This window comes from Sphingomonas sp. S-NIH.Pt3_0716 (assembly GCF_003950715.1).
GTDB classification, from domain to species: Bacteria; Pseudomonadota; Alphaproteobacteria; order Sphingomonadales; family Sphingomonadaceae; genus Sphingobium; species Sphingobium yanoikuyae_A.
The window spans coordinates 15,197-34,149 of record NZ_QLJK01000026.1; the positions used below are offsets into that span (position 1 = coordinate 15,197).

Sequence of the window (18,953 nt, forward strand, 5' to 3'; positions counted from 1 at the left end):
GTAGGGCGGTTAAGCTAAATATGGGATGCAGCTTGCGTCCCACAGATATGGCGATTGGGAAGATCGCCTCCGCACCTACCTCGACCGCGTAAACGACGAACCCTTTCGATGGGGTCGTCACGACTGCGCCCTGTTTGCCGCCGATTGTATCCGGGCGATGACCGGGTTCGATCCCGGCGAAGCCTTTCGCGGACGATACGACACCAAGACCGGCGCGGCCGAAGCGCTGCGCGAATTCGGCGCTGGGACGCTCCTTCGGACGGTCACCTCCTGGCTTGGAAAATCCAAGTCGATCCATCTCGCGCAGCGTGGCGACATCGTCATGAACGCGGACCTGTCCTGTGGAGTCTGCGTCGGCCCCTACAGCTATTTTGTCGGGGAAGGCCCTGGCCAGGTCGGGCTGATCCCGGTCCCGACCGCTAGTCTGAAATACGCCTTCAGCGTGCCCTTCGAAGCGTCGGAGGGCGAAACTTGGGCAAAGTAGTAACGACCGTCCTGGTCGTCGCCGTTGCGGTGGCGATCGTCGTCTTTGCCCCGCAGATCGCTGCGGCCATCGGCGCATCGGGTATTTTCGGCGCGACCGTCACCGCCGCGACCCTTGCCACGATCACGTCGTCGCTGGTCGGCCTTGGCGTTTCGCTTGGCATGGCTGCGGCCGCGTCGGTGCTGCGCAAGGCGCCTTCAATGTCGCAGTCGCTGGTCGATCGTCTTCACACCAGCGTCGTTCCCAGCGCCCCGCGAAAGATCGTGTTTGGCACCACAGCGGCCGGTGCGGACGTGCGCTTTGCAGAAACGTTCGACCGCGCCGGTTCGAAAAAGGACGGTTACGCGCAGATCATCGCGCTCGCGAGCCATCGGATCAATGCGGTCAAGGAATGGTATCTCGAAGAGACCCGGACTTGGGCGAACGGCGCGATCGTCGATAGCCACGATGGTGGCGTTCTGGCCGTCCAGACCTGCCTCGAAGGCAAGCCCGGAAACGGATTTTCCTGGGGATCGGGGAAATATTGGACCCCGCAATCGACCTTCACCGGCTGCGCTTATCTCGCCACCCGATACAAGCTGGATTCGAAGGTTTGGCCGAGCGGCATCCCATCTCGTTACACCACGATCGTCGAGGGCTGTCCGCTTTACGATCCCCGCCGCGACAGCACCAACGGTGGATCAGGTGCCCATCGTATTGTGGATCAATCGACTTGGACCTTCCGCGAAGGTTCGACCGAGATTGGCCGCAATCCCGCGCTGGCGCTGCTGACCTATCTGCTCGGTTACCGGATCAACAACAAGCTGGTTTGGGGCATGGGCATCCCGGCCCATCGCATCGACTTCGACAATTTCCGCGCCTACGCGAACGTCTGCGAAGAGCGCGTCCTGACCCAGTCTGGCGCCACGGTTCAGCGCTACACCAGTGATGGCACCTTTTCGACCGCTGACCCGCACGAAACCGTCATTAATGGTCTTTCGGCGGCCATGGGTTCGTGCAAGCTGGTCGATACGTCCGGCGTCTATCAGCTAGTCGGCGGTTTCGACGATACGCTCGGCCCAAAGGTCGATTTCGACGAGAACGACCTGGTCGCCGCAGCCGGATCGGCATCCCCATATCTGTGGAAACCGGCGCCGCCGACCCGCGAATTGCACAACATCGTGCGCGGTCGCTTCGCCGATCCGTCCTCGCTCTATCAGTTGGTCGATTGGGGTGTGGTCGAAACCGATCCGCTACCCGACGCGATCCCGCGCACCCTGTCCCTCGATCTTGGTCTGGTCACCCGCGCAGAGACTTGCCAGCGTATCGCGAAGCAATGGCTGCTCCGCGAGGCCAAGACGCCTGGCGTGTTCAGCGCGACCTTTGGTCCGAAAGCGTTCAGAGTCCAGGTCGGCTCGCTGATCACCATGTCGCTTCCCGAACGCGGTTGGAACCGGAAACTGTTCAGGGTGATCGAGCAGGTCGAGACCCACGATCTTCTCTTCACGATGGCGCTTCGCGAAGAGTCCAGCGAAGTCTATGCCTGGGACCGCGAAGAAAAACCGCTGCCCGCGACGATCCGCCCCGACGGCTATAATCCGCGCGACACCATTGCGCCGGAAAATCTCACGGTCAGCAGTTCGGTCATCGAAGGCGCAGGCGGTCAGCAAGTCAGCGAAGTCGAGGTCACCTGGACCCCAGCACCGTCCGCGCGCATCGTCGGTATCCAGATTGAATCGAGACCGACAGGCGCCATCGCTTGGACCGAGCAGGCCGCGATCCATGATCCCGTCAGCGGTGTTTTCCGCTTTGGCAGCAATGTCGGCGGCGTCGATCTCGCGGTTCGTGCGCGATATCGCATGGGGACCGGCGTTTACAGCGAGTGGGTTGGCGCGGATGTCGTGTCGGCTGCGATCGAGATCGTCGATGGCCAGGCGCGCGAAAACGCCACCACCGCAATCGACACCGCGCAGCAGGCGCAGGAAACCGCGAATTCGGCCGTCAGCCAGACTTCTGTCCTGACCCAGCAGCTTGCCCAGCTTGATGCCGATGTCGCGACGGCGAAGTCAACGGCGGCCGACCTCCAGGCCACCTATGGCAATACCGTCTCGTCGAAAGCCAACGCCGACGCTTCTGCCCAGCACGCTTCGAACGCCCAGGCGGCTGACCAGAATTCTCAGGCGGCGCTCGGTCTGACCCAGCAAGCGCGCGACGCCGCCGCCGACATCCTGAACCAGACCGGTGCGATCCGCGATGAAACGGTCATTGCCCGCACTGACGCGCAGACCGCGAACAGCCAGGCGAAGGGCTATCGTGACCAGACCAGCGAAGCCGCGAACACGGCAGAAGGGGCAGCAGCGCGGGCGGCGGAATCAGAACGCCTGACCTCCATCGCCCGCGATCAAACCGGCCAAATGGTCGCGGCGGCGGCCCAGCACGAAAGTAACACGGCGAGTTATGCAGCCGAGGGCCAGCGAAGCGCGGCGGCTTCTGAAAAGAGCCGATTGAATGCCATTTCGCACGCTGCCGACAACATCGTCGGTAAGCCCTCTTTCGATTCGACTGGCGACCGGGGAGCATGGGCCGGAACGATTTTCGTCGGGAATGATCCGCGTGTCGGTTTTGCGGTCATGTGGCAGCGCGGTCGTGACGCCTACGAGGGCGATCAGATCGCTGGCAACTGGTCAAACCGTCGCCTTCGGATCACGGGAAACGGCGCGGCGTGGGGGCCATATCCCTCGAACGCTGGCGTTCAGGTTTTGCGGTCAAATGGCGAATATAGCTGGCAGACTATTCTGGCACGCCCTGCTGGGGCTGACTACGGTGATTTCTCTGGCGAAGTGGTGATCCAGCCAGACGCCGTATCACTACGGCCATTCTTGCAGTCCGATGGTCCGTTCAGCGCTACGGACCATAATTGCGCGTGGAAAACGCTCCGCATCGAGGACATCACCAACCAGCGTAGCGCCGAAAATGCTGCTGCTGCCTCGGCGGAGAGCCAGCGTCAGGTCGCAGCGATACAGACGGATGTTTCCCAGAAATCCTCGGCAATTGAACAAGATCGTATCCGCACGGAAACAGCGAGAGGGCAGGCTGAAAGTTTTCGCAATCAGGCCGCCACCAGCGAGCAGAATGTCAGCGGGATGGTCCAGACCGTCACCGGTCAGACACAACTTAGCGCGCAACATGTCGGTCAGACCGGAGCGGACGTTTCTGCAACGGCGGCCAATGTGGCCTTGGCGCAGACGAAGGCGACCGAAGCCGGGAACGCGGCTAATGCAGCCAACAGCACGGAAGTTCGTGTGTCTTTGCTCGGTCGTGACGCCGCCTCGCGGGCAGGCGGCAATCTGGTCGGTCGTGCCAGTTTCGACGCCAGCAATGATCGTGGCCTCTGGCGCGATTTCTGCTCTTCGTCGTTAGACCCGCGCGTTGGCTTCCACGTCCTTTGGCAAACTGACCGCGACATCACAGAAGGCGATTTTCTACCGGGTGCTTGGGCCAACCGGGTCATGCGCGTGTCGGGCAACGGAGCGGCGTGGGGACCATATCAGACTATCGCTGGCCTCCATGTCCTGCTGGACAACGGTTCGTCCACGTTCGTCGGATCAACCGCACGACAACCCGGCCAAGATTATGGTGATTTCAGCTTCGCGATCACGCTCCCGGCCAACGCGAGAGCGGTTCGTCCATGGCTGGCCAGTGATGGTCCATGGGGTTCGGCCAATCACAACTGCGCGTGGAAAACGCTTCGGATTGAAGACGTAACCAGCGAAAAGCGGTCTAGCGATTTCGCCGATGCGGCTTCGAGCAGCTATTCGGGTGCGCAATACGAGGCGGGACAGTCCTGGCAGCACTCGCAAGCCGCAAGCGGCTTCAAGGATCAGGCGCAGGCCGCAAACGGCAGTGCTTGGGCAGCCGCAGATTCCGCCCAAGGGTCGGCCGCGATCACAACCGAAAAGGCCGCCGCCGCTGCGCAAAGTGCTAACCTTGCCGCGACCTTCAGCACGGGCGGCGGCAATCTCGCCCCAAACACCAGTTTTTCGGTCGATGCGTCGGGGTGGGCCGCTTACGCGCCGGACGCATTCGGCTTGGCGTGGGGGCGCGACGACGGCGGTGATGCATGGCGTCCTACCAGCGAACACACGCTGTCAATCCGGCAGTCTGGCAATAATCAGTCGATTTGGGGCCAGTGGCACAATGCAGAACGTTACGCTGTGCAGGGCAACACGCTTTATGAATGGTCGATCTACGCAGCCGCGCACCGGTGCAATGTCGAACTAAAAATCGAATGGTATGACGCGAATGGCGCGTTCATCTCAACCTCTTGGGGTGGCTCTCGCACGATAAAAACAGGCGGTAGCGCCATCGGTGCGTGGGATCGCCTATGGGTAAAAGCAGCTTCGCCGCCCAACGCGGCGCAAGCCCATTCCGTATTCATGAAATACGCGACGTATCCGGGCGATGGCGACAGCGTGGCCTGGATGTGTCGGCCGCAATGGCGGCCTACATATGCGGAAGCGCCAGCGCCCACCGTGTATAGCATCGGGTCGGGTGACGCGCTTGCGGTCTCGATGAAGGCCAGCATCAGCCAGAATTCCACCGCGATTGCGACTGCAAATAGCAGCCTGGCAAGCCTCGCAACCGTTGTTCAGAGTGGATCGCCAAACCTTCTGGAGATCGGCGGATTTTCTTCTGGGATGTCGGGCTGGTGGGCGTCCAACAGCGGATGGAGGGCCGGTATTTCGGGGGGCTGGGGTCAGTGCTGCTGGAACCAGCAGGACTTTGCTTCTGGCGGATATTCGTATCTCGAATCCGGCAATGTCAGCGTGTGGGGCGGGCAGGCTTACACTGTGTCCGCCGACAATATCTGTCAGATCAACAGCGGTGTCGGCTACTCGTATGTCGAATTGAACTGGTATGATGGCGCGAACAACTGGATCAGCCAATCGAGCGGGCCTGCTTACAGCAGTTGGCACGATTTCACGGACGATGCCTTCGGCCGAAAAGCGCTCAAACACACGGCGTTCGCGCCGGGCAACGCTGCATTCGTGCGTGTTCGCTTGGTCACGTTCAAAGCGTCTGGGACAATCGGCAACGTAGGCTGGCGTCAGGTTAAGCTGGAACCCGGCCAGCATATGACCGCCTATTCGAACGAAGCGGCGGTGACGATGATTTCGGAAACCGTGACTTCGGTTGATGGAAAAGCCAATCAGGCGCTGGCCCGTGCTGCTGTCCAGCTTGACGTGAACGGTTACGTCTCGGGTTGGGAAATGGCCAACAATGGCCAGACCGGGTCGATGACGATCAACGCCGATCGTTTCCAGATCGTCCGGCCGGGTGGTGGTCCGCGCACCGAATATCGAAACGGTCTTTGGATCGTTACCGATGGGTCTTCTTGGATGTCAATTTGGGGCGGGGCGTTTGGTAGCGGGAACCGCTTCATGCGCTGGACTGGTCCATATTTCACCGACCTGAACAATTGCAACGAGGGCAACGCGAAAGAATATTTGCGCGTCGATGGCACCGCATATTTCGGCGGCGCCTTGTTGGCTGGCACGCTTCGAAACAGCGGCGCGTCGAGCGCTACGGCTGCGAACGCTTCGACGACCACAGGCGCCTTTGGCAGCAATGGCGGCCAGGTCACCGTCAACACGTCGTGGGTCTACAGCTATGATGTGACTTCGACTTACGCGGCCACGACGCAAGGGCGGCAGCAATACGACGCTGCCCTGGCGGCTTTTGGTTCGACAGGGTCGGGCGACGGTGGTTTGACCCATCAGGGATCGAAGACGGAAACCATGTCGGCGGCCGAAATCGTCCTGAACCTTCGTAAAAATGGCGGGTTGGTTGCCAGCCAGGGCGGCGGTTCGAAGATCGTCTCGTTGGACGGTGTGCGTCCGACGATCGGCGATAGTGGTGGCCGGATTACGTGGACGTATAGTCACAGCAGCAGCTTCACGCACGTCGATGACGAACGCTCGACCGCTGCCCGGACGTTCAGTGCCGACATCGTGCGTAACCTGTCTACCGGCAACAACCAAAGCCAACGGGTCAGCGTGGTCTGCGTCGAATGATAAATATGCGCATGGATATCACAGCAGAAACGACCCTTCGCGAGGTCAACGCATATTCGATCCAGACGCTTGAAGCGCTGATCGCCGACATCGACGCCCTCCGTGCGTCCGCGCAGGGCGCGACGTTGGAGCAGGACTATCCAACCGCCCAGGTGGTGGGTCAGGCTCTTTCGAGCTTGGCGGGCATCCGCATGCAGCTTGAGACGCGCCGGGTCACGCTGGAGAACGTCCGTCGGGGTTGGGACGGTGAAGAGCCGTTGGCGGCGGCTGGCACCTTCACGCCGACCCTGCCGGTCACGCCCGCGTGATCGACCGTCTGAAAACGGTGGGCGAAAAAGTGGGGGCCGCAGCGATTTGGCTGTGGCACCTCCCGCCTGTCCGATCCGCTATCGTAACGAACATCATCCGCGTTGCGGGTGGCGGTGTCGTGGGTTCGATCATCGTCGCTATCGTGGATGGCCTTGCGAACGGTGGGTGATGTTTCGTCAATCGTCGAGTGGGCCGCAGCCCTTGCAACCGTCGCCGGTGCGTGCGGCCTAGTGACGCGGGCGATCACGAAAGACGTTGCTCGCGACGTTGTAGAATTGCGAAAGGATGATAGCGATCTTCGGCACAGTCTGAAGAACCAAGCGACGCGCATCGATGCGATCGAGCATCTTCGGACGGCGGACGTTGAGCGCATCGTTAAGTTGGAAAGCGCAGTTCAGTCTTTCGACAAGGCGATCGAGCGGGTTGAACGCGGCCAGGAAAAGCTGGCTACCGCTATCAATGACCGATTTGATATTCTGGCGGAAAGCATCCGCGAGATACGTATCGTGACGCCGAAAGGCTGACTTTCGCCACGACATAAATAGGGTGATGGCTACCCCGTCACCGTTCGAGCCATCATGGCTCACCTATGCCCGCACTCTGGTCGGCGTCCACGAAATCGTCGGCCCGAAACACAGCCCCACGATCATGTCGTGGATCAAAGCGCTTGGTCCCAAAATCCTCGGCATCGCCGTCGATTCCGATGAAACTCCTTGGTGCGGCACCTTCGCCGCGCACGTCGTTTCCCAAGCTGGTTTCCAGCCGCCGAAAATCGCCGTCCGGGCATCGTCTTGGGACGCTTTCGGTGAAGCGGTCAGCAAACCGTATCTCGGCGCTATCGTTCGGTTTCAGCGTCCTGGGGGCGGTCACGTCGCGTTTCTGACGGGCGTATCGGCGGACGGTCGGCTGTTCCGCGTGTTGGGTGGAAACCAGCAGAATTCGGTCAACGAGACCTGGATCGAACGCGGCCGGTGCGTTTCGATGCGATGGCCGACCGGGGCGTCAAAGGCGATTGCGCTGGCGCCGGTGGTGAATTCAGGGGGCGCCAAGGTTTCGAAGAATGAAGCCTAGATAAATAGGGGTTATGTAATCCTCTTCGCGTCTTGGTCGCCTGCGAATTCAGCGGCACCGTTCGTGACGCATTCGCCGCGCACGGTCACGACGCTTGGTCGTGCGATCTCCTGCCATCGTCGGGCCAGCACCTTCAGGGCGACGTTTTCGAGTTCCTTGATCGCGATTGGGACATCCTGATCGCGCATCCTCCCTGCACCTATCTCTGCTCGTCAGGTCTCCACTGGAACAAGCGTGTCGAAGGTCGGGCAGCGCTGACCGAAGAGGCGCTCGATTTCGTGCGGCGGCTGATGGAAGCGCCAGTCGATAGGATCGCAATCGAAAACCCGGTCGGCTGCATCAGCACACGAATTCGACCCGCCGATCAATATGTCCAACCCTACGATTTCGGTGACGATGCCAGCAAGCGCACCGGTCTTTGGCTGAAAGGTCTGCCTAAGCTGGTCGCTGACCGTTCGAAGCGGGTCGCCGGTCGCATCGTCAGCGGGAAGGAGCGCTGGGCCAATCAGTGCGACAGCGGTCAAAATCGCCTGGGACCGTCTTCCGACCGTTGGGCGGCCCGAAGCGTCACCTATCCGGGGATCGCGAACGCTATGGCGACCCAGTGGGGCGTTCTCGCGTGACGCGCTACCGGTCGAAATTCGAAGCCCGTTGCGCCGCGCTCGTCCCGGCCGAATTCGCGCACGAAGCGATCAAGCTGCCGTATCGGATCGATCACACTTATCTGCCCGATTTCGTCGATGTCGAAGGTCGCCGGATAATCGAGGCGAAGGGTCGTTTTCTCGCACAGGACCGAAGAAAGGTTCTTGCCGTTCGCGACCAGCATCCCGATTGGACGATCGAGATGTGGTTCCAGAACCCCCGGCTCAAGATCAGCCCTGGCAGTTCGACCACATATGCGGCTTGGTGCGACCGCAATGGGATCGCTTGGCGCCAGGGGCCAACGTGAAGGACATCATTCGGCGCCGATCCCGACTTCGGCGATGTCAATCGGAATCGCCCCCATTTTGGGGGCAATTATCCATGCGCGATGCTTGCACGTGCGATAAAATGCATCCGTGAATGGAGGTGGGACATGGAGCATTTTGTCGAACGAGCTTTGCCCGACGAACTGGTCGAAGTTCGAAAGAAGCTGGAAGAGTGCCTGTCGGTCCTGGATGCGCACGAAGAAGCTGATGCGGCGATATACGTCTGTCACGCGATCGAGAAGCTGATCGGGGCGCCCAGCACAATAGAGCAGTGGTATATGATGACCGGACGAAACCCGGACGGATCAAGCTGCGAGAGCTAGAGCAGGCTGTAAAGGCCTGCGGCCGACGATCCGATCATAATGGCGGCCAGGAAGATCGCCTGGACTTTGAGGACTAGCGACGATCGATCGCGATCATATTGGTGATGATTCAAACGTTCGCCTTCAAAAAAAATACCCCGCCGACTTTGGCGGGGCATAGTAAAGCCAGAGAGGAGGCCGACAAACGCTTTCTGCTCGCGTCTGTTCCGCGCCTATCGCATCAAGCCCAGCATGGCGGCTGCCGCATATGCGCAAAGCACTGCCAGCGCGAGGATTGTATCGGCGATCGATCGCGTTCGGTTAGTGGCATCGGTGTCGGGGCGGCGCAATGCTTGTCTCTCCAGGTGTGCGGGTCGGGATGAAACGACCGTTCTCGTCGATGGTTGCGCGCTAGATGATCAGGATGACGATCGCGCTGATAGCCGCGACCAGGATCGTCGCAGCCAGGACGAACGCCTCGATATCCGACTGATCGTCGCCGCTTCGACTTTGGTCGCCATCGTCGTGATGATCGTCCATCCGTTCTCTCCCTGCGTCGAAGCGATAGCATCGATCCGTGCAGCGGTCGCCATGGAAATGGTCGAGAGGGATCAATGCGCTGGGGCGGATCGGTGCTGATCGCCTCGACGAACATCATCCCGCCCAGGGCGACGGCTTCAATGGTCAGGACGGATGGCGGTCACGTTTCATCAGGCATCAGCCTTCGGATGATCATTTCATCCATGACCGCCTGCTGCTCGTAGGAGAGGTTCTCTCGGTCGGTGACCGCAGTCCAGGCCTTCATCAGTTCGTCGTCTGACATATCGGCCGCAACCGCAGCGGCCTTCAGGTGGTCTTCCATCCGCGCCTCCGATCATTACGCAGGCGGCAAATAAAATCGATCCGGCAAGATTTTTCAACCGCCTCCAGTTTGCGCTGGGTTAGAAAATCTGGCTGATCACGACCCTATGCAGCACCGCAGCGGGTATCAGTCGATCAACCTGACGATTTCGCTGCCGCGCTGACGATCATCAGCAGCGCAAGGACGGCAGCTTCAATGGTCAGCACGATGTCGGGGCTGCTGCGCATCAGGCGTCAATGTCCATGGGACGCGTCCTCCGTCCGGGGACAGCGTATCACATGTCTGGTGATATAGGCGCGATTAAACCCGGTGCGGGCAACCCTGAGAATTTCCCCAGAATTTCCCCAGAATTTTGGAAGGTGTGTCGGGAAACCCTAGGAAATCCGCCGTTTTTTGGTGGCCGATCCTGCTCCCAAAGCAGGCGCGCTACCAGACTGCGCTACTCCCCGATGCACGCGCGCCTTAGCGTTCGAGCGCCGCCGGCGTCAATGCCCGAAAATCATGTCGAGCCACATATATTGCGCGGACAAATAAAAAGGGCGGACCATATAGGCCCGCCCTTCGAAATCTCGCCGTGGCAGAGATTAGTGCGCGTTCGCAACGTTCTCAGCAACGTTAGCGGCGTTAGCAGCTTCGTTGGCGGCGTTGGCGGCGTTGTCAGCAGCGTTGGCGGCGTTTTCGACAACGTTCTCGACGACGGCGTTCGAAGCGTTCGCGGTTTCGTTGGCCGGCTTCTCACCGCAAGCGGCGAGGGCCATCAGGCTGGCCGAAGCGAAAACAACAGCGATCTTCTTCATTGTGTACGGCTCCCATAGCATTATGCCGCGTCTGGCACGTTACAAATGTGACCCTACGCGAGCGACCCGCATTAACGTGTGCGCTGCACAAATCAATGCTTTTCTGACGTCGGTGAAGCGGCAGAATCACGCGACGGGGCGTTCTCTACTATAAAAGTTCAGTTAATGCCCAATGTTTCTGTCGCATTCGCAGCAATGTTGAGCGTGACCGCCCAGGCGGCGACATTCTGGCGCAGCTGCGCCGGATCGATCTTGTCCAGCGTGTCGTCCGGCGTGTGGTGAATGTCGAAATAGCGGGTGCCATCCTGCTGCAGGTCGATCACCGGAATGCCCGCCTCCACCAGCGGTTCGATGTCCGATCCGCCATGCGCCTTGTCACGGCTCGGCACGATGCCCAGCGGTGCCAGTCCCTGTGCGATCCGGGCCGAAAGCGCTTCATGGCCGGCGGGCAGGGTGAAGTCGACCTTCCACACCTTGTCGGCGCCAAAGTCCGATTCCAGCACCAGCGCATGCGGCTCCTTGCCATGGGCAGCATAATAAGCGCGGCCGCCATTGCCGCCCACTTCCTCGGCGCCGGCGAACAGGACGCGGATCGTGCGACGTGGCATACCGGCCTTGGCGACCTGCAAAGCGGCGGCGGCCACGATGCCGCAGCCCGAAGCGTCGTCGATCGCGCCGGTGCCCTGATCCCAACTGTCGAGGTGACAGGCAGCGACGATGACGCCGGCCTTGGGATCGTTGCCTGGGATTTCGGCGATGACATTGCCCGACGGCTGGTCCTTGGCGGTCTTCGATACGGCGGTCAGGTGGACGCGGACCGGCTGGCCGCGCGAGACCACGCGCGCCATCTGTTCGGCATCGGGGATGCTGACGGCCACGGCCGGGATCGGCGTTACGCCATCGGCCCACATCTGCACGCCGGTATGGGCGATACGGTGATGATCGGTGCCGATCGACTTCACCAGGATCGCGATCGCGCCCTTCCTGGCGGCGATGCTCGGCCCCTGGCGGCGGGCGGCACCATAATAGCCATAGCCCGACCCGTCCTGGGCGGCGACCATGTCATGGCTGACGAACACGATCTTGCCCTTCACCGCGCTGTCCGGCGCGGCCTGCAGGTCGGCGATGGTCGGGAAATAGGCGATTTCGCCTTCAATCCCCTGGGCCGGGGTCGATCCGCTGTTGCCCAGCGCCGCGACGACCAGCTTCTGCGGGAAGGGGGCGATGATCGCTGCTTCGTCATGGACGCGTTCCCACAGCGGCATCTTATAAGGTTCGATGCGGACGTTGGCGAAGCCCAATGCCTTGAGCTTGGCGGCGGCCCATTCGCGCCCGCGCGCTTCGAGCGGCGTGGCGGCCGGGCGCGGGCCGACTTCGGTCGTCAGCCCTTCGGTAATGTCCCAGGCGACATCATCCTTCAGGGCGGCTTCGCGAATCGCGGCGTCGCTGGCCGGGGCGGCCTGGACCAGAGCGGGGGTGAAGATGCTGCCAAGGAGCAGGGCGGCGAGCGGGCCCGATCGGATTTTCTGCATGGCTGAAGGCTTACTCAGACATACCCCATTTGCCAATGGCTTCCGCCTTCGCTAATTCGGCGCAAATTTTCCTGTCCATACCCTTTGGAGCTGCGCGAACCCATGTCCGCCTCATCGCAATATGCCTATGTCATGAAGAACATGACAAAGACCTTCCCCGGCGCGCCCAAGCCGGTGTTGAACAACATCAATCTGCAATTCTATCGCGGGTCCAAGATCGGCATCGTCGGCCCGAACGGCGCGGGCAAGTCGACCCTGATCAAGATCATGGCCGGTATCGACACCGACATCAGCGGCGAAGCCTGGCCGGGTGAGAATGTCACCGTCGGCTATCTGCCGCAGGAGCCCCAGCTCGATCCGACCAAGAATGTGCTGGAAAATGTCAAGGACGGCGCCCGCGAGATGGCGGACAAGCTGGACCGCTTCAACGAGATCAGCATGATCATGGCCGATCCGCCGGAAGATGTCGATTTCGACGCGCTGATGGAGGAAATGGGCACGCTGCAGGAGCAGATTGACGCCGCCGATGGCTGGACGCTCGACAACCAGCTCGAAATCGCGATGGAAGCGCTCCGCTGCCCGCCGTCGGACTGGTCGGTGGAAAGCCTGTCGGGCGGTGAAAAGCGCCGCATCGCGCTCACCCGCCTGCTGATCCAGAAGCCCGACATCCTGCTGCTCGACGAACCGACCAACCATCTGGACGCCGAAAGCGTCACCTGGCTGGAAAATCACCTCAAGGAATATGCCGGGTCGGTGCTGATGATCACCCACGACCGCTATTTCCTCGACAATGTCGTCGGCTGGATCCTGGAGCTCGATCGCGGAAAATATTTCCCCTACGAAGGCAACTACTCCACCTATCTGGAGAAGAAGGCCAAGCGTCTGGAGCAGGAAGACCGCGAGGCCACCGGCCGCCAGAAGGCGATCAACGACGAGCTGGAGTGGATCCGTCAGGGGCCCAAGGGCCGTCAGACCAAGTCGAAGGCGCGTATCGCCAAGTTCGAACAGCTGGTTGCGTCCCAGGAAAATCGTGCGCCCGGCAAGGCGCAGATCGTCATCCAGGTGCCCGAACGCCTGGGCGGCAAGGTGATCGAGGCCAAGGGCATTTCCAAGGCCTATGGCGACAAGCTGCTGTTCGAGGATCTGTCCTTCATGCTGCCGCCCGGCGGCATCGTAGGCGTCATCGGCCCGAACGGCGCGGGTAAGTCGACTCTGTTCCGCCTGATCACCGGCCAGGAAACCCCTGATTCGGGCGAGATCGACATCGGTTCGACCGTGCGCCTGGGCTATGTCGACCAGAGTCGCGACCATCTCGATGCGTCGAAGAATGTCTGGGAAGAAGTCTCGGACGGTCTCGATTACGTCAAGGTCAACGGCCATGACATGTCGACCCGTGCCTATGTCGGCGCCTTCAACTTCAAGGGCCAGGACCAGCAGAAGAATGTCGGCAAGCTGTCGGGTGGTGAGCGCAACCGCGTCCACATCGCCAAGATGCTGAAGCGCGGCGGCAATGTGCTGCTGCTCGACGAACCGACCAACGACCTTGACGTCGAAACGCTGGCGGCGCTGGAAGAGGCGATCGAGAATTTCGCCGGTTGCGCCGTGGTCATCAGCCATGACCGCTTCTTCCTCGATCGTCTCGCCACCCACATCCTCGCCTTCGAAGGCGACAGCCATGTCGAATGGTTCGAAGGCAATTTCGAGGCCTATGAGGAAGACAAGCGCCGTCGCCTGGGCGATGCCGCCGATCGTCCGACGCGCCTCGCCTATAAGAAGCTGACGCGCTGATCTGATCGGGAGGCTGGAAACAGCCTCTCGCTAAATGGCGTAATAACAATGACTTGAAACGCCCGGTGTCCCTCAGGGATGCCGGGCGTTTTGCTGTTCCATCGCCCTGGCGGTAATGAAGTTGCAATATCTGCAACGCCGGTTCCGCCCTTCGCAATTGCGAAAGAACGCGCTGCGCTGCACATAGGACGGGCCTTTCAGGCATCCTCTCCTAAAACTTATCAAGGCCGGCCTTTCGGGGCTGGCCCTTTTTTTGTCCTTCGAACGGGCGTTTTCAGGCAGGGCCAACTCACGCGGAAATCGGACAGGTCGCGGCCGGCCGGGCCAGTGCTGCATTCTTCAGGAAATCATGGTCCGTCAATGCGTCGAGAAAGGCGAGCAGGGCAGGCATGTCGACATCGACCAGCATCGGTGCGGCGTGGCGGCGGATCGCCGATTCGATCGTCGGCGACTGACCATCGTGCAGCCAGGGGCCAGTGACGGCGACATTGCGCAACGACGGCGTGCGGAACTGCTCGGGCGGCGGCTCGAAGCCCGGCGGCAGGGGCTTGCCGCCATAGGCGGCGGCATCGACCTCCTGCGGCGCAGCGGTGCCGACATAATGGGTCTTGCTGTCGGTAAGATCCGGCCCGGAATGGCAACTGCCACATCCTGCCGCGGCAAACTGCGTGGCTCCGCGTTTCGCCAGCGGCGACAGCGTGCCGCGATCATGGGCATTGCCAAAGGATATCATCGTCCGCTGGAAAGCGGCGAGCGCGGCCGTCACCCCGGCAAAGCCGGCCCCGCCCCGATCACCGGGGAAGGCCGCCGCGAACATCCGCTGATAGCAGGGATCGGCGCCGATCCGCCGCGCCAGCCCGGCATCATCCTGCGCCAGCCCCATCTCGACCGGCTTGGTCCCGGTCATCGGAACCATTGCCTGCTGTTCCAGCGTGCTGAGCCCTGCCTCGGTCCAGGTCAGGCCGCTGCGCCAGCCGACATTGGCGAGGCCCGGCACATTGCGCACCCCCATGTCGCCCATCACGCCGCGATGGGTGGAAAGGCCATCGGCAAAGCCCTTCTCCTGCTGGTGGCAATCGGCGCAGGCCATGCTGCCATCGGCCGACAGGGCGCGATCATAAAAGAGCCGGCGACCAAGCGCGACCTTGGCCGCGCTCATGCCGTTGTCGGACGGGATGACGGGCGCTGCAACGCCAGCGGGCAGGGCAGGCCAGCGCCAGGCGGGACGCGCAGCCCCCAGTCCCGTCGCCAGCAGCGCCGCCGCCCCGATGATCGCCGCTCCGCCCACTCGCATCCGTCGTCCCCTTCGCCGCGCATGACGAACCAAGGCTGACCGATCCGCAGGCCGGGGTAAAGGGGGGGCGATGGAGGTTAAGGATGGCGGTCGCTGCCCGATGCCATTTCTTCGGGCAACATCGGATGCTCTCTCGACCGAACGGCTACCGAGGGTGGTTTCCTGCCATTCCCCTCCCGTAAACGGGAGGGATAGCGAGACTTGCGCGCGCAGCGCGTTAGTCGCAGCGGGGTGGGCTTTGGCGACGTCCTTCCCACCCCCCTAACCCCCTCCCGTTTACGGGAGGGGGAACAGTCTCGAATTGGTCGTTAGATGCCATCGCAAATCCGTCAGCCGTGCGAGGTGGGTCTGTCCTATTTGGCGCAAGTCTGATCTATTCGGGCCATGGAAAGTCGTCTCGATTTCGTCTGCTCTTCTGACATTGTCGCTTTGGTGTCGCTTCACGGTCGCCTGACTGCCGCGTCGGCGAAGTGCTACTGTGACCCTGATCATGGCTCTGCTGTCGCGTTGCAGGCGCGTGGGTGCCGCGTAATGGGCGCGTTGCAGGCGCAAAAGGCCCGAAATGGCTCGACGACACTGTGAACTTCGGACGAAAATATACTGTCGCGTCGATTACTCGACTGACCGCCGGATGTTTTCGCTGTCCTACAGGCCGTCATTCAGCCTAAATTCGATCGGCTCTTTGCTCTGTCGAGACCATCTCGCGCCTCATGGCGCGTCAGGCTGTCGGCTTTTTCTCGAAGCTGTTCAGCGCTTCGACCGGCACATCCATAGCGTCGATCCGCGCGACCTTTGCTGCGGGTGGGCCATCCTGTGCCAGCGTGATGAAGCGCGCGACCGCATCCGCCTCGCCCTGTACCAGTGCCTCGACACTGCCATCCATCCGGTTGCGGACCCAGCCGGTCAGGCCCAGGCCGCGCGCGGCGTCGACCGTCCAGTTGCGGTAGAAGACGCCCTGCACCCGGCCGAGGATCATCAGGTGACGGGCGACGGCCGGCATCAGCGGATCCGCTTGATCCAGGTCTGGCCGCCTTCGCGCACTTCGGTGGTGAAATTGGGGATGGCGGCGATCAGATCGGACAGGCGCTTGAAGCCATAATTGCGCACGTCGAAGCTGGAGCGGTTGCCGACCCGCTGGCCGACCGGCCCCAGCGCCACGAAGCCGCGCTCGTCCCGCTTCGCCTCGTCATAGGCGTCGATCAGCAGGCGCACGACTTCCGGGTCCACCGCCGCGCCGGTGCCCGCGGGTGCGGGCGTTGCAGCTGGCGGGGGCAGGGCCGCCGTTGCGGGGGCTGGTTTGGCGGGCGTGCCACTCTTGGCCGGCGCCTTCTTCTTGGGTGCTGCCGCCGGTTTGGCCACCGGCACCTCAACCGGGCGCAGCGCCGCGACGTCGATGAAGCGGGTGCAGGCGCGGCGGAAGCCTTCGGGTGCATTGGCGTTGCCGAAGCCATAGACCGGGATACCGTCCTGGCGCAGGCGGGTCACCAGCGGGGTGAAGTCGCTGTCGCTCGACATCAGGCCGAAGCCGTCGACGCGTCCGCTCGACAGCAGGTCCATCGCGTCGATCGTCATCTTCATGTCGGTGGCGTTCTTGCCCTTGGTCAGGTCGAACTGCTGCTGCGGCTCGATCGCCTGCGCGACCGACAGCGCCGCCCAGGTCTTGAGCGTCGCCTTGTTCCAATTGCCATAGGCGCGGCGGATATTGACCGTGCCGAGTTCCGCCAGCACGGTCATCACCGCATCGAAATGGGCCGCCGACGCATTGTCCGCGTCGATCAGCAGGGCGATATTGCCGCGCCCTTCCTGCCGCATGGGCATGGTGCGCCTCCCGTCAGGCTGCGGCGAAGACGCCGGTCTGTTCGTCCAAGATGTGGAGCTGGCCGTCGGAAATGGCGAAGAAGCTGCCGACCAGTTTCAGTTCGCCGGACTTTTCCTTGGCCCGCACGCAGGGGAAGCTGCGCAGGTTGGTGAGGCTCACCTTGACGCCTTCCTGCTCCATCGCGCGTTCAACATCCCGGTCACGCTGGTCGCCATAGCGGTCCACCACCACGTCGCGCGCATCGTCGAGCAGTTGGATCCAGTTATGGATGAAGCCGCCTTCGCCCGGAGGAGCGTCCTTCAGGTCATGGCTGAGCGCCGCCTTACAGCCGCCGCACTTGCCATGGCCCATGACGACGATCTCGCCGACCTTGAGCACCTGGACGGCAAATTCCAGCGCCGCTGACACGCCGTGCCAGCCGGGATTGGTTTCGAACGGCGGCACCAGCGCGGCGACATTGCGCACGACGAAGATTTCGCCGGGGCTGGTGTCGAATATCTGGGCCGGGTCGACTCGGCTGTCGGAACAGGCGATCACCATTACCTTGGGGCTCTGCCCCTCGTTGAGTTCGTCCCATCGCTCGCGCTGCTGGGACCAGCCGGTGTCACGGAAGCGGCGATAGCCTTCGAGCATGTCTGCAAAGTCGGTCATGATGATTGATGTGCCGCACAAAGAGAGGGCTGGCAAGTATGGTCCTGCATCGCTATCTGGGGCCGATGAACGACATTGCCCCGATCCCCGTCCCCGGTCAGCCCGCCACGACCGAGCGTGCCCGCAAGCCTGACTGGATCCGCGTCAAGGCGCCGACCAGCCCCGCTTATCACGAGACGCGCAAGCTGATGCGGGAAAAGGGTTTGAACACGGTCTGCGAAGAGGCCGCCTGCCCGAATATCGGCGAATGCTGGACCAAGAAGCACGCCACGGTGATGATTTTGGGCGATGTCTGCACCCGCGCCTGCGCCTTCTGCAACGTCAAGACCGGCATGCCGCGCAAGGTCGACGTCAACGAGCCGCAGAACCTGGCTGATGCTGCCGCCGAGATGGGCCTCGAACATATCGTCATCACCTCGGTCGATCGCGACGACCTGCCCGATGGCGGCGCCAGCCAGTTCGTCAAGGTGATCGAGGCGCTGCGCCGGACGACGCCGGGCACCACGATCGAGATCCTGACGCCCGACTTCCGTAACAAGCATGAACGTGCGGTCGCGATGATCGTCGAGGCGCGTCCGGACGTCTATAACCATAATCTGGAAACCGTACCCCGGCTCTACCCGACCATCCGCCCGGGCGCGCGCTATTATGCGTCGCTGCGTCTGCTGGAGAGCGTCAAGAAGCTCGACCCGTCGATCTTCACCAAGTCGGGCATCATGCTGGGCCTGGGCGAGGAACGCCTGGAGGTTCATCAGGTGATGGATGACATGCGTTCGGCCGACATCGACTTCCTGACCATGGGCCAATATCTGCAGCCCACGCCCAAGCACGCCAAGGTGATGGAATTCGTCACCCCGGCCGCGTTCAATGCCTATGCGGCGATCGCGCGGGCCAAGGGCTTCCTGCAGGTGGCATCGAGCCCGCTGACCCGGTCGAGCTATCATGCCGGCAAGGACTTCGCTGAGATGCGCGCCGCGCGCGAGGCGAAGCTGGCCAAGGCGGCCGTCGCGAAGGCCTGATTGG

18 protein-coding genes and 1 tRNA gene are annotated in these 18,953 nt (G+C 62.0%); 10 read left to right on the plus strand and 9 right to left on the minus strand.

Features of this window, described 5'->3' with window-relative positions; all coding sequences use genetic code 11:
* Positions 1-25: 25 nt before the first annotated feature.
* The 8 genes from BRX37_RS19365 (at position 26) to BRX37_RS19400 (ending at position 9,208) form a co-directional block, all read left to right on the plus strand.
* Positions 26-484 carry a DUF6950 family protein gene (locus tag BRX37_RS19365; protein ID WP_017503513.1) on the plus strand — a complete coding sequence of 153 codons (459 nt, stop codon included), beginning with the start codon at positions 26-28 and terminating at the stop codon, positions 482-484.
* A complete protein-coding gene (locus BRX37_RS19370; RefSeq protein ID WP_125988793.1) occupies positions 472-6,537 on the plus strand; it encodes a phage tail protein in 6,066 nt (2,021 codons plus the stop codon). Before BRX37_RS19365 ends, BRX37_RS19370 begins: the two co-directional genes overlap by 13 nt.
* Positions 6,538-6,548: 11 nt before the next feature.
* Positions 6,549-6,845, plus strand: a complete 297-nt coding sequence (locus BRX37_RS19375) for a hypothetical protein (RefSeq protein ID WP_125988794.1) — start codon at positions 6,549-6,551, stop codon at positions 6,843-6,845.
* 147 nt (positions 6,846-6,992) lie between these two features.
* Positions 6,993-7,370 (plus strand): hypothetical protein, encoded by a 378-nt coding sequence (locus BRX37_RS19380; protein ID WP_164522490.1) that lies wholly within the window; start codon positions 6,993-6,995, stop codon positions 7,368-7,370.
* 25 nt (positions 7,371-7,395) lie between these two features.
* Positions 7,396-7,917 carry a TIGR02594 family protein gene (locus BRX37_RS19385; protein WP_125988798.1) on the plus strand — a complete coding sequence of 174 codons (522 nt, stop codon included), beginning with the start codon at positions 7,396-7,398 and terminating at the stop codon, positions 7,915-7,917.
* A gap of 32 nt (positions 7,918-7,949) precedes the next feature.
* Positions 7,950-8,540, plus strand: a complete 591-nt coding sequence (locus BRX37_RS19390; protein WP_125988800.1) for a hypothetical protein — start codon at positions 7,950-7,952, stop codon at positions 8,538-8,540.
* The gene (locus BRX37_RS19395; RefSeq protein ID WP_125988802.1) at positions 8,537-8,866 is read left to right on the plus strand and encodes a PDDEXK family nuclease; all 330 of its coding nucleotides are present in this window, start codon (positions 8,537-8,539) and stop codon (positions 8,864-8,866) included. The genes BRX37_RS19390 and BRX37_RS19395 overlap by 4 nt, the downstream gene beginning before the upstream one ends.
* A gap of 126 nt (positions 8,867-8,992) precedes the next feature.
* On the plus strand, positions 8,993-9,208 hold the full coding sequence (locus BRX37_RS19400; RefSeq protein ID WP_318276780.1) for a hypothetical protein: 216 nt from the start codon (positions 8,993-8,995) through the stop codon (positions 9,206-9,208).
* 390 nt (positions 9,209-9,598) lie between these two features.
* On the opposite strand, the gene BRX37_RS27385 is transcribed toward BRX37_RS19400, so the two are convergent.
* The 5 genes from BRX37_RS27385 to BRX37_RS19415 all read right to left on the minus strand — a co-directional run bounded on the left by BRX37_RS27385 (position 9,599) and on the right by BRX37_RS19415 (position 12,378).
* Positions 9,599-9,727, minus strand: a complete 129-nt coding sequence (locus BRX37_RS27385; RefSeq protein WP_268932917.1) for a hypothetical protein — start codon at positions 9,725-9,727, stop codon at positions 9,599-9,601.
* A gap of 160 nt (positions 9,728-9,887) precedes the next feature.
* Positions 9,888-10,049 (minus strand): hypothetical protein, encoded by a 162-nt coding sequence (locus tag BRX37_RS26820; protein WP_017502130.1) that lies wholly within the window; start codon positions 10,047-10,049, stop codon positions 9,888-9,890.
* Between the two features lie 364 nt (positions 10,050-10,413).
* Positions 10,414-10,498, minus strand: a tRNA-Pro gene (locus BRX37_RS19405).
* Positions 10,499-10,633: 135 nt separating this feature from the next.
* Positions 10,634-10,846: a hypothetical protein gene (locus BRX37_RS19410; protein ID WP_004212530.1), complete on the minus strand. Its 213-nt coding sequence runs from the start codon at positions 10,844-10,846 to the stop codon at positions 10,634-10,636.
* Positions 10,847-11,004: 158 nt separating this feature from the next.
* Positions 11,005-12,378, minus strand: coding sequence for a M20/M25/M40 family metallo-hydrolase (locus tag BRX37_RS19415; protein ID WP_125988806.1), 1,374 nt, complete (start codon positions 12,376-12,378; stop codon positions 11,005-11,007).
* 102 nt (positions 12,379-12,480) lie between these two features.
* On the opposite strand from BRX37_RS19415, the gene ettA reads away from it, so the two are divergent.
* Positions 12,481-14,166: an energy-dependent translational throttle protein EttA gene (gene ettA, locus BRX37_RS19420; RefSeq protein WP_004212532.1), complete on the plus strand. Its 1,686-nt coding sequence runs from the start codon at positions 12,481-12,483 to the stop codon at positions 14,164-14,166.
* 289 nt (positions 14,167-14,455) lie between these two features.
* On the opposite strand, the gene BRX37_RS19425 is transcribed toward ettA, so the two are convergent.
* The 4 genes from BRX37_RS19425 to BRX37_RS19440 all read right to left on the minus strand — a co-directional run bounded on the left by BRX37_RS19425 (position 14,456) and on the right by BRX37_RS19440 (position 17,930).
* Positions 14,456-15,460: a cytochrome-c peroxidase gene (locus BRX37_RS19425; protein WP_125988808.1), complete on the minus strand. Its 1,005-nt coding sequence runs from the start codon at positions 15,458-15,460 to the stop codon at positions 14,456-14,458.
* Between the two features lie 718 nt (positions 15,461-16,178).
* Positions 16,179-16,460, minus strand: coding sequence for an acylphosphatase (locus tag BRX37_RS19430; protein ID WP_125988810.1), 282 nt, complete (start codon positions 16,458-16,460; stop codon positions 16,179-16,181).
* On the minus strand, positions 16,460-17,278 hold the full coding sequence (locus tag BRX37_RS19435; RefSeq protein WP_125988812.1) for an NYN domain-containing protein: 819 nt from the start codon (positions 17,276-17,278) through the stop codon (positions 16,460-16,462). The genes BRX37_RS19430 and BRX37_RS19435 overlap by 1 nt, the downstream gene beginning before the upstream one ends.
* A gap of 13 nt (positions 17,279-17,291) precedes the next feature.
* The gene (locus BRX37_RS19440) at positions 17,292-17,930 is read right to left on the minus strand and encodes a carbonic anhydrase (RefSeq protein WP_037519738.1); all 639 of its coding nucleotides are present in this window, start codon (positions 17,928-17,930) and stop codon (positions 17,292-17,294) included.
* 38 nt (positions 17,931-17,968) lie between these two features.
* On the opposite strand from BRX37_RS19440, the gene lipA reads away from it, so the two are divergent.
* Positions 17,969-18,949, plus strand: a complete 981-nt coding sequence (lipA, locus tag BRX37_RS19445) for a lipoyl synthase (RefSeq protein WP_010339374.1) — start codon at positions 17,969-17,971, stop codon at positions 18,947-18,949.
* Positions 18,950-18,953: the final 4 nt, after the last annotated feature.

Bases quoted from the DNA above. Each gene is read 5' to 3' on its own strand.
- BRX37_RS19415 (WP_125988806.1), bottom strand. From the start codon at position 12,378: ATGCAGAAAATCCGATCGGGCCCGCTCGCCGCCCTGCTCCTTGGCAGC.
- BRX37_RS19440 (WP_037519738.1), bottom strand. From the start codon at position 17,930: ATGACCGACTTTGCAGACATGCTCGAAGGCTATCGCCGCTTCCGTGAC.
- BRX37_RS19375 (WP_125988794.1), top strand. From the start codon at position 6,549: ATGGATATCACAGCAGAAACGACCCTTCGCGAGGTCAACGCATATTCG.
- lipA (WP_010339374.1), top strand. From the start codon at position 17,969: ATGGTCCTGCATCGCTATCTGGGGCCGATGAACGACATTGCCCCGATC.
- BRX37_RS19410 (WP_004212530.1), bottom strand. From the start codon at position 10,846: ATGAAGAAGATCGCTGTTGTTTTCGCTTCGGCCAGCCTGATGGCCCTC.
- BRX37_RS19385 (WP_125988798.1), top strand. From the start codon at position 7,396: ATGGCTACCCCGTCACCGTTCGAGCCATCATGGCTCACCTATGCCCGC.
- BRX37_RS19425 (WP_125988808.1), bottom strand. From the start codon at position 15,460: ATGCGAGTGGGCGGAGCGGCGATCATCGGGGCGGCGGCGCTGCTGGCG.
- ettA (WP_004212532.1), top strand. From the start codon at position 12,481: ATGTCCGCCTCATCGCAATATGCCTATGTCATGAAGAACATGACAAAG.
- BRX37_RS19430 (WP_125988810.1), bottom strand. From the start codon at position 16,460: ATGCCGGCCGTCGCCCGTCACCTGATGATCCTCGGCCGGGTGCAGGGC.
- BRX37_RS27385 (WP_268932917.1), bottom strand. From the start codon at position 9,727: ATGGACGATCATCACGACGATGGCGACCAAAGTCGAAGCGGCGACGAT.
- BRX37_RS19365 (WP_017503513.1), top strand. From the start codon at position 26: ATGCAGCTTGCGTCCCACAGATATGGCGATTGGGAAGATCGCCTCCGC.
- BRX37_RS19380 (WP_164522490.1), top strand. From the start codon at position 6,993: ATGGCCTTGCGAACGGTGGGTGATGTTTCGTCAATCGTCGAGTGGGCC.
- BRX37_RS19400 (WP_318276780.1), top strand. From the start codon at position 8,993: ATGGAGCATTTTGTCGAACGAGCTTTGCCCGACGAACTGGTCGAAGTT.
- BRX37_RS26820 (WP_017502130.1), bottom strand. From the start codon at position 10,049: ATGGAAGACCACCTGAAGGCCGCTGCGGTTGCGGCCGATATGTCAGAC.
- BRX37_RS19435 (WP_125988812.1), bottom strand. From the start codon at position 17,278: ATGCCCATGCGGCAGGAAGGGCGCGGCAATATCGCCCTGCTGATCGAC.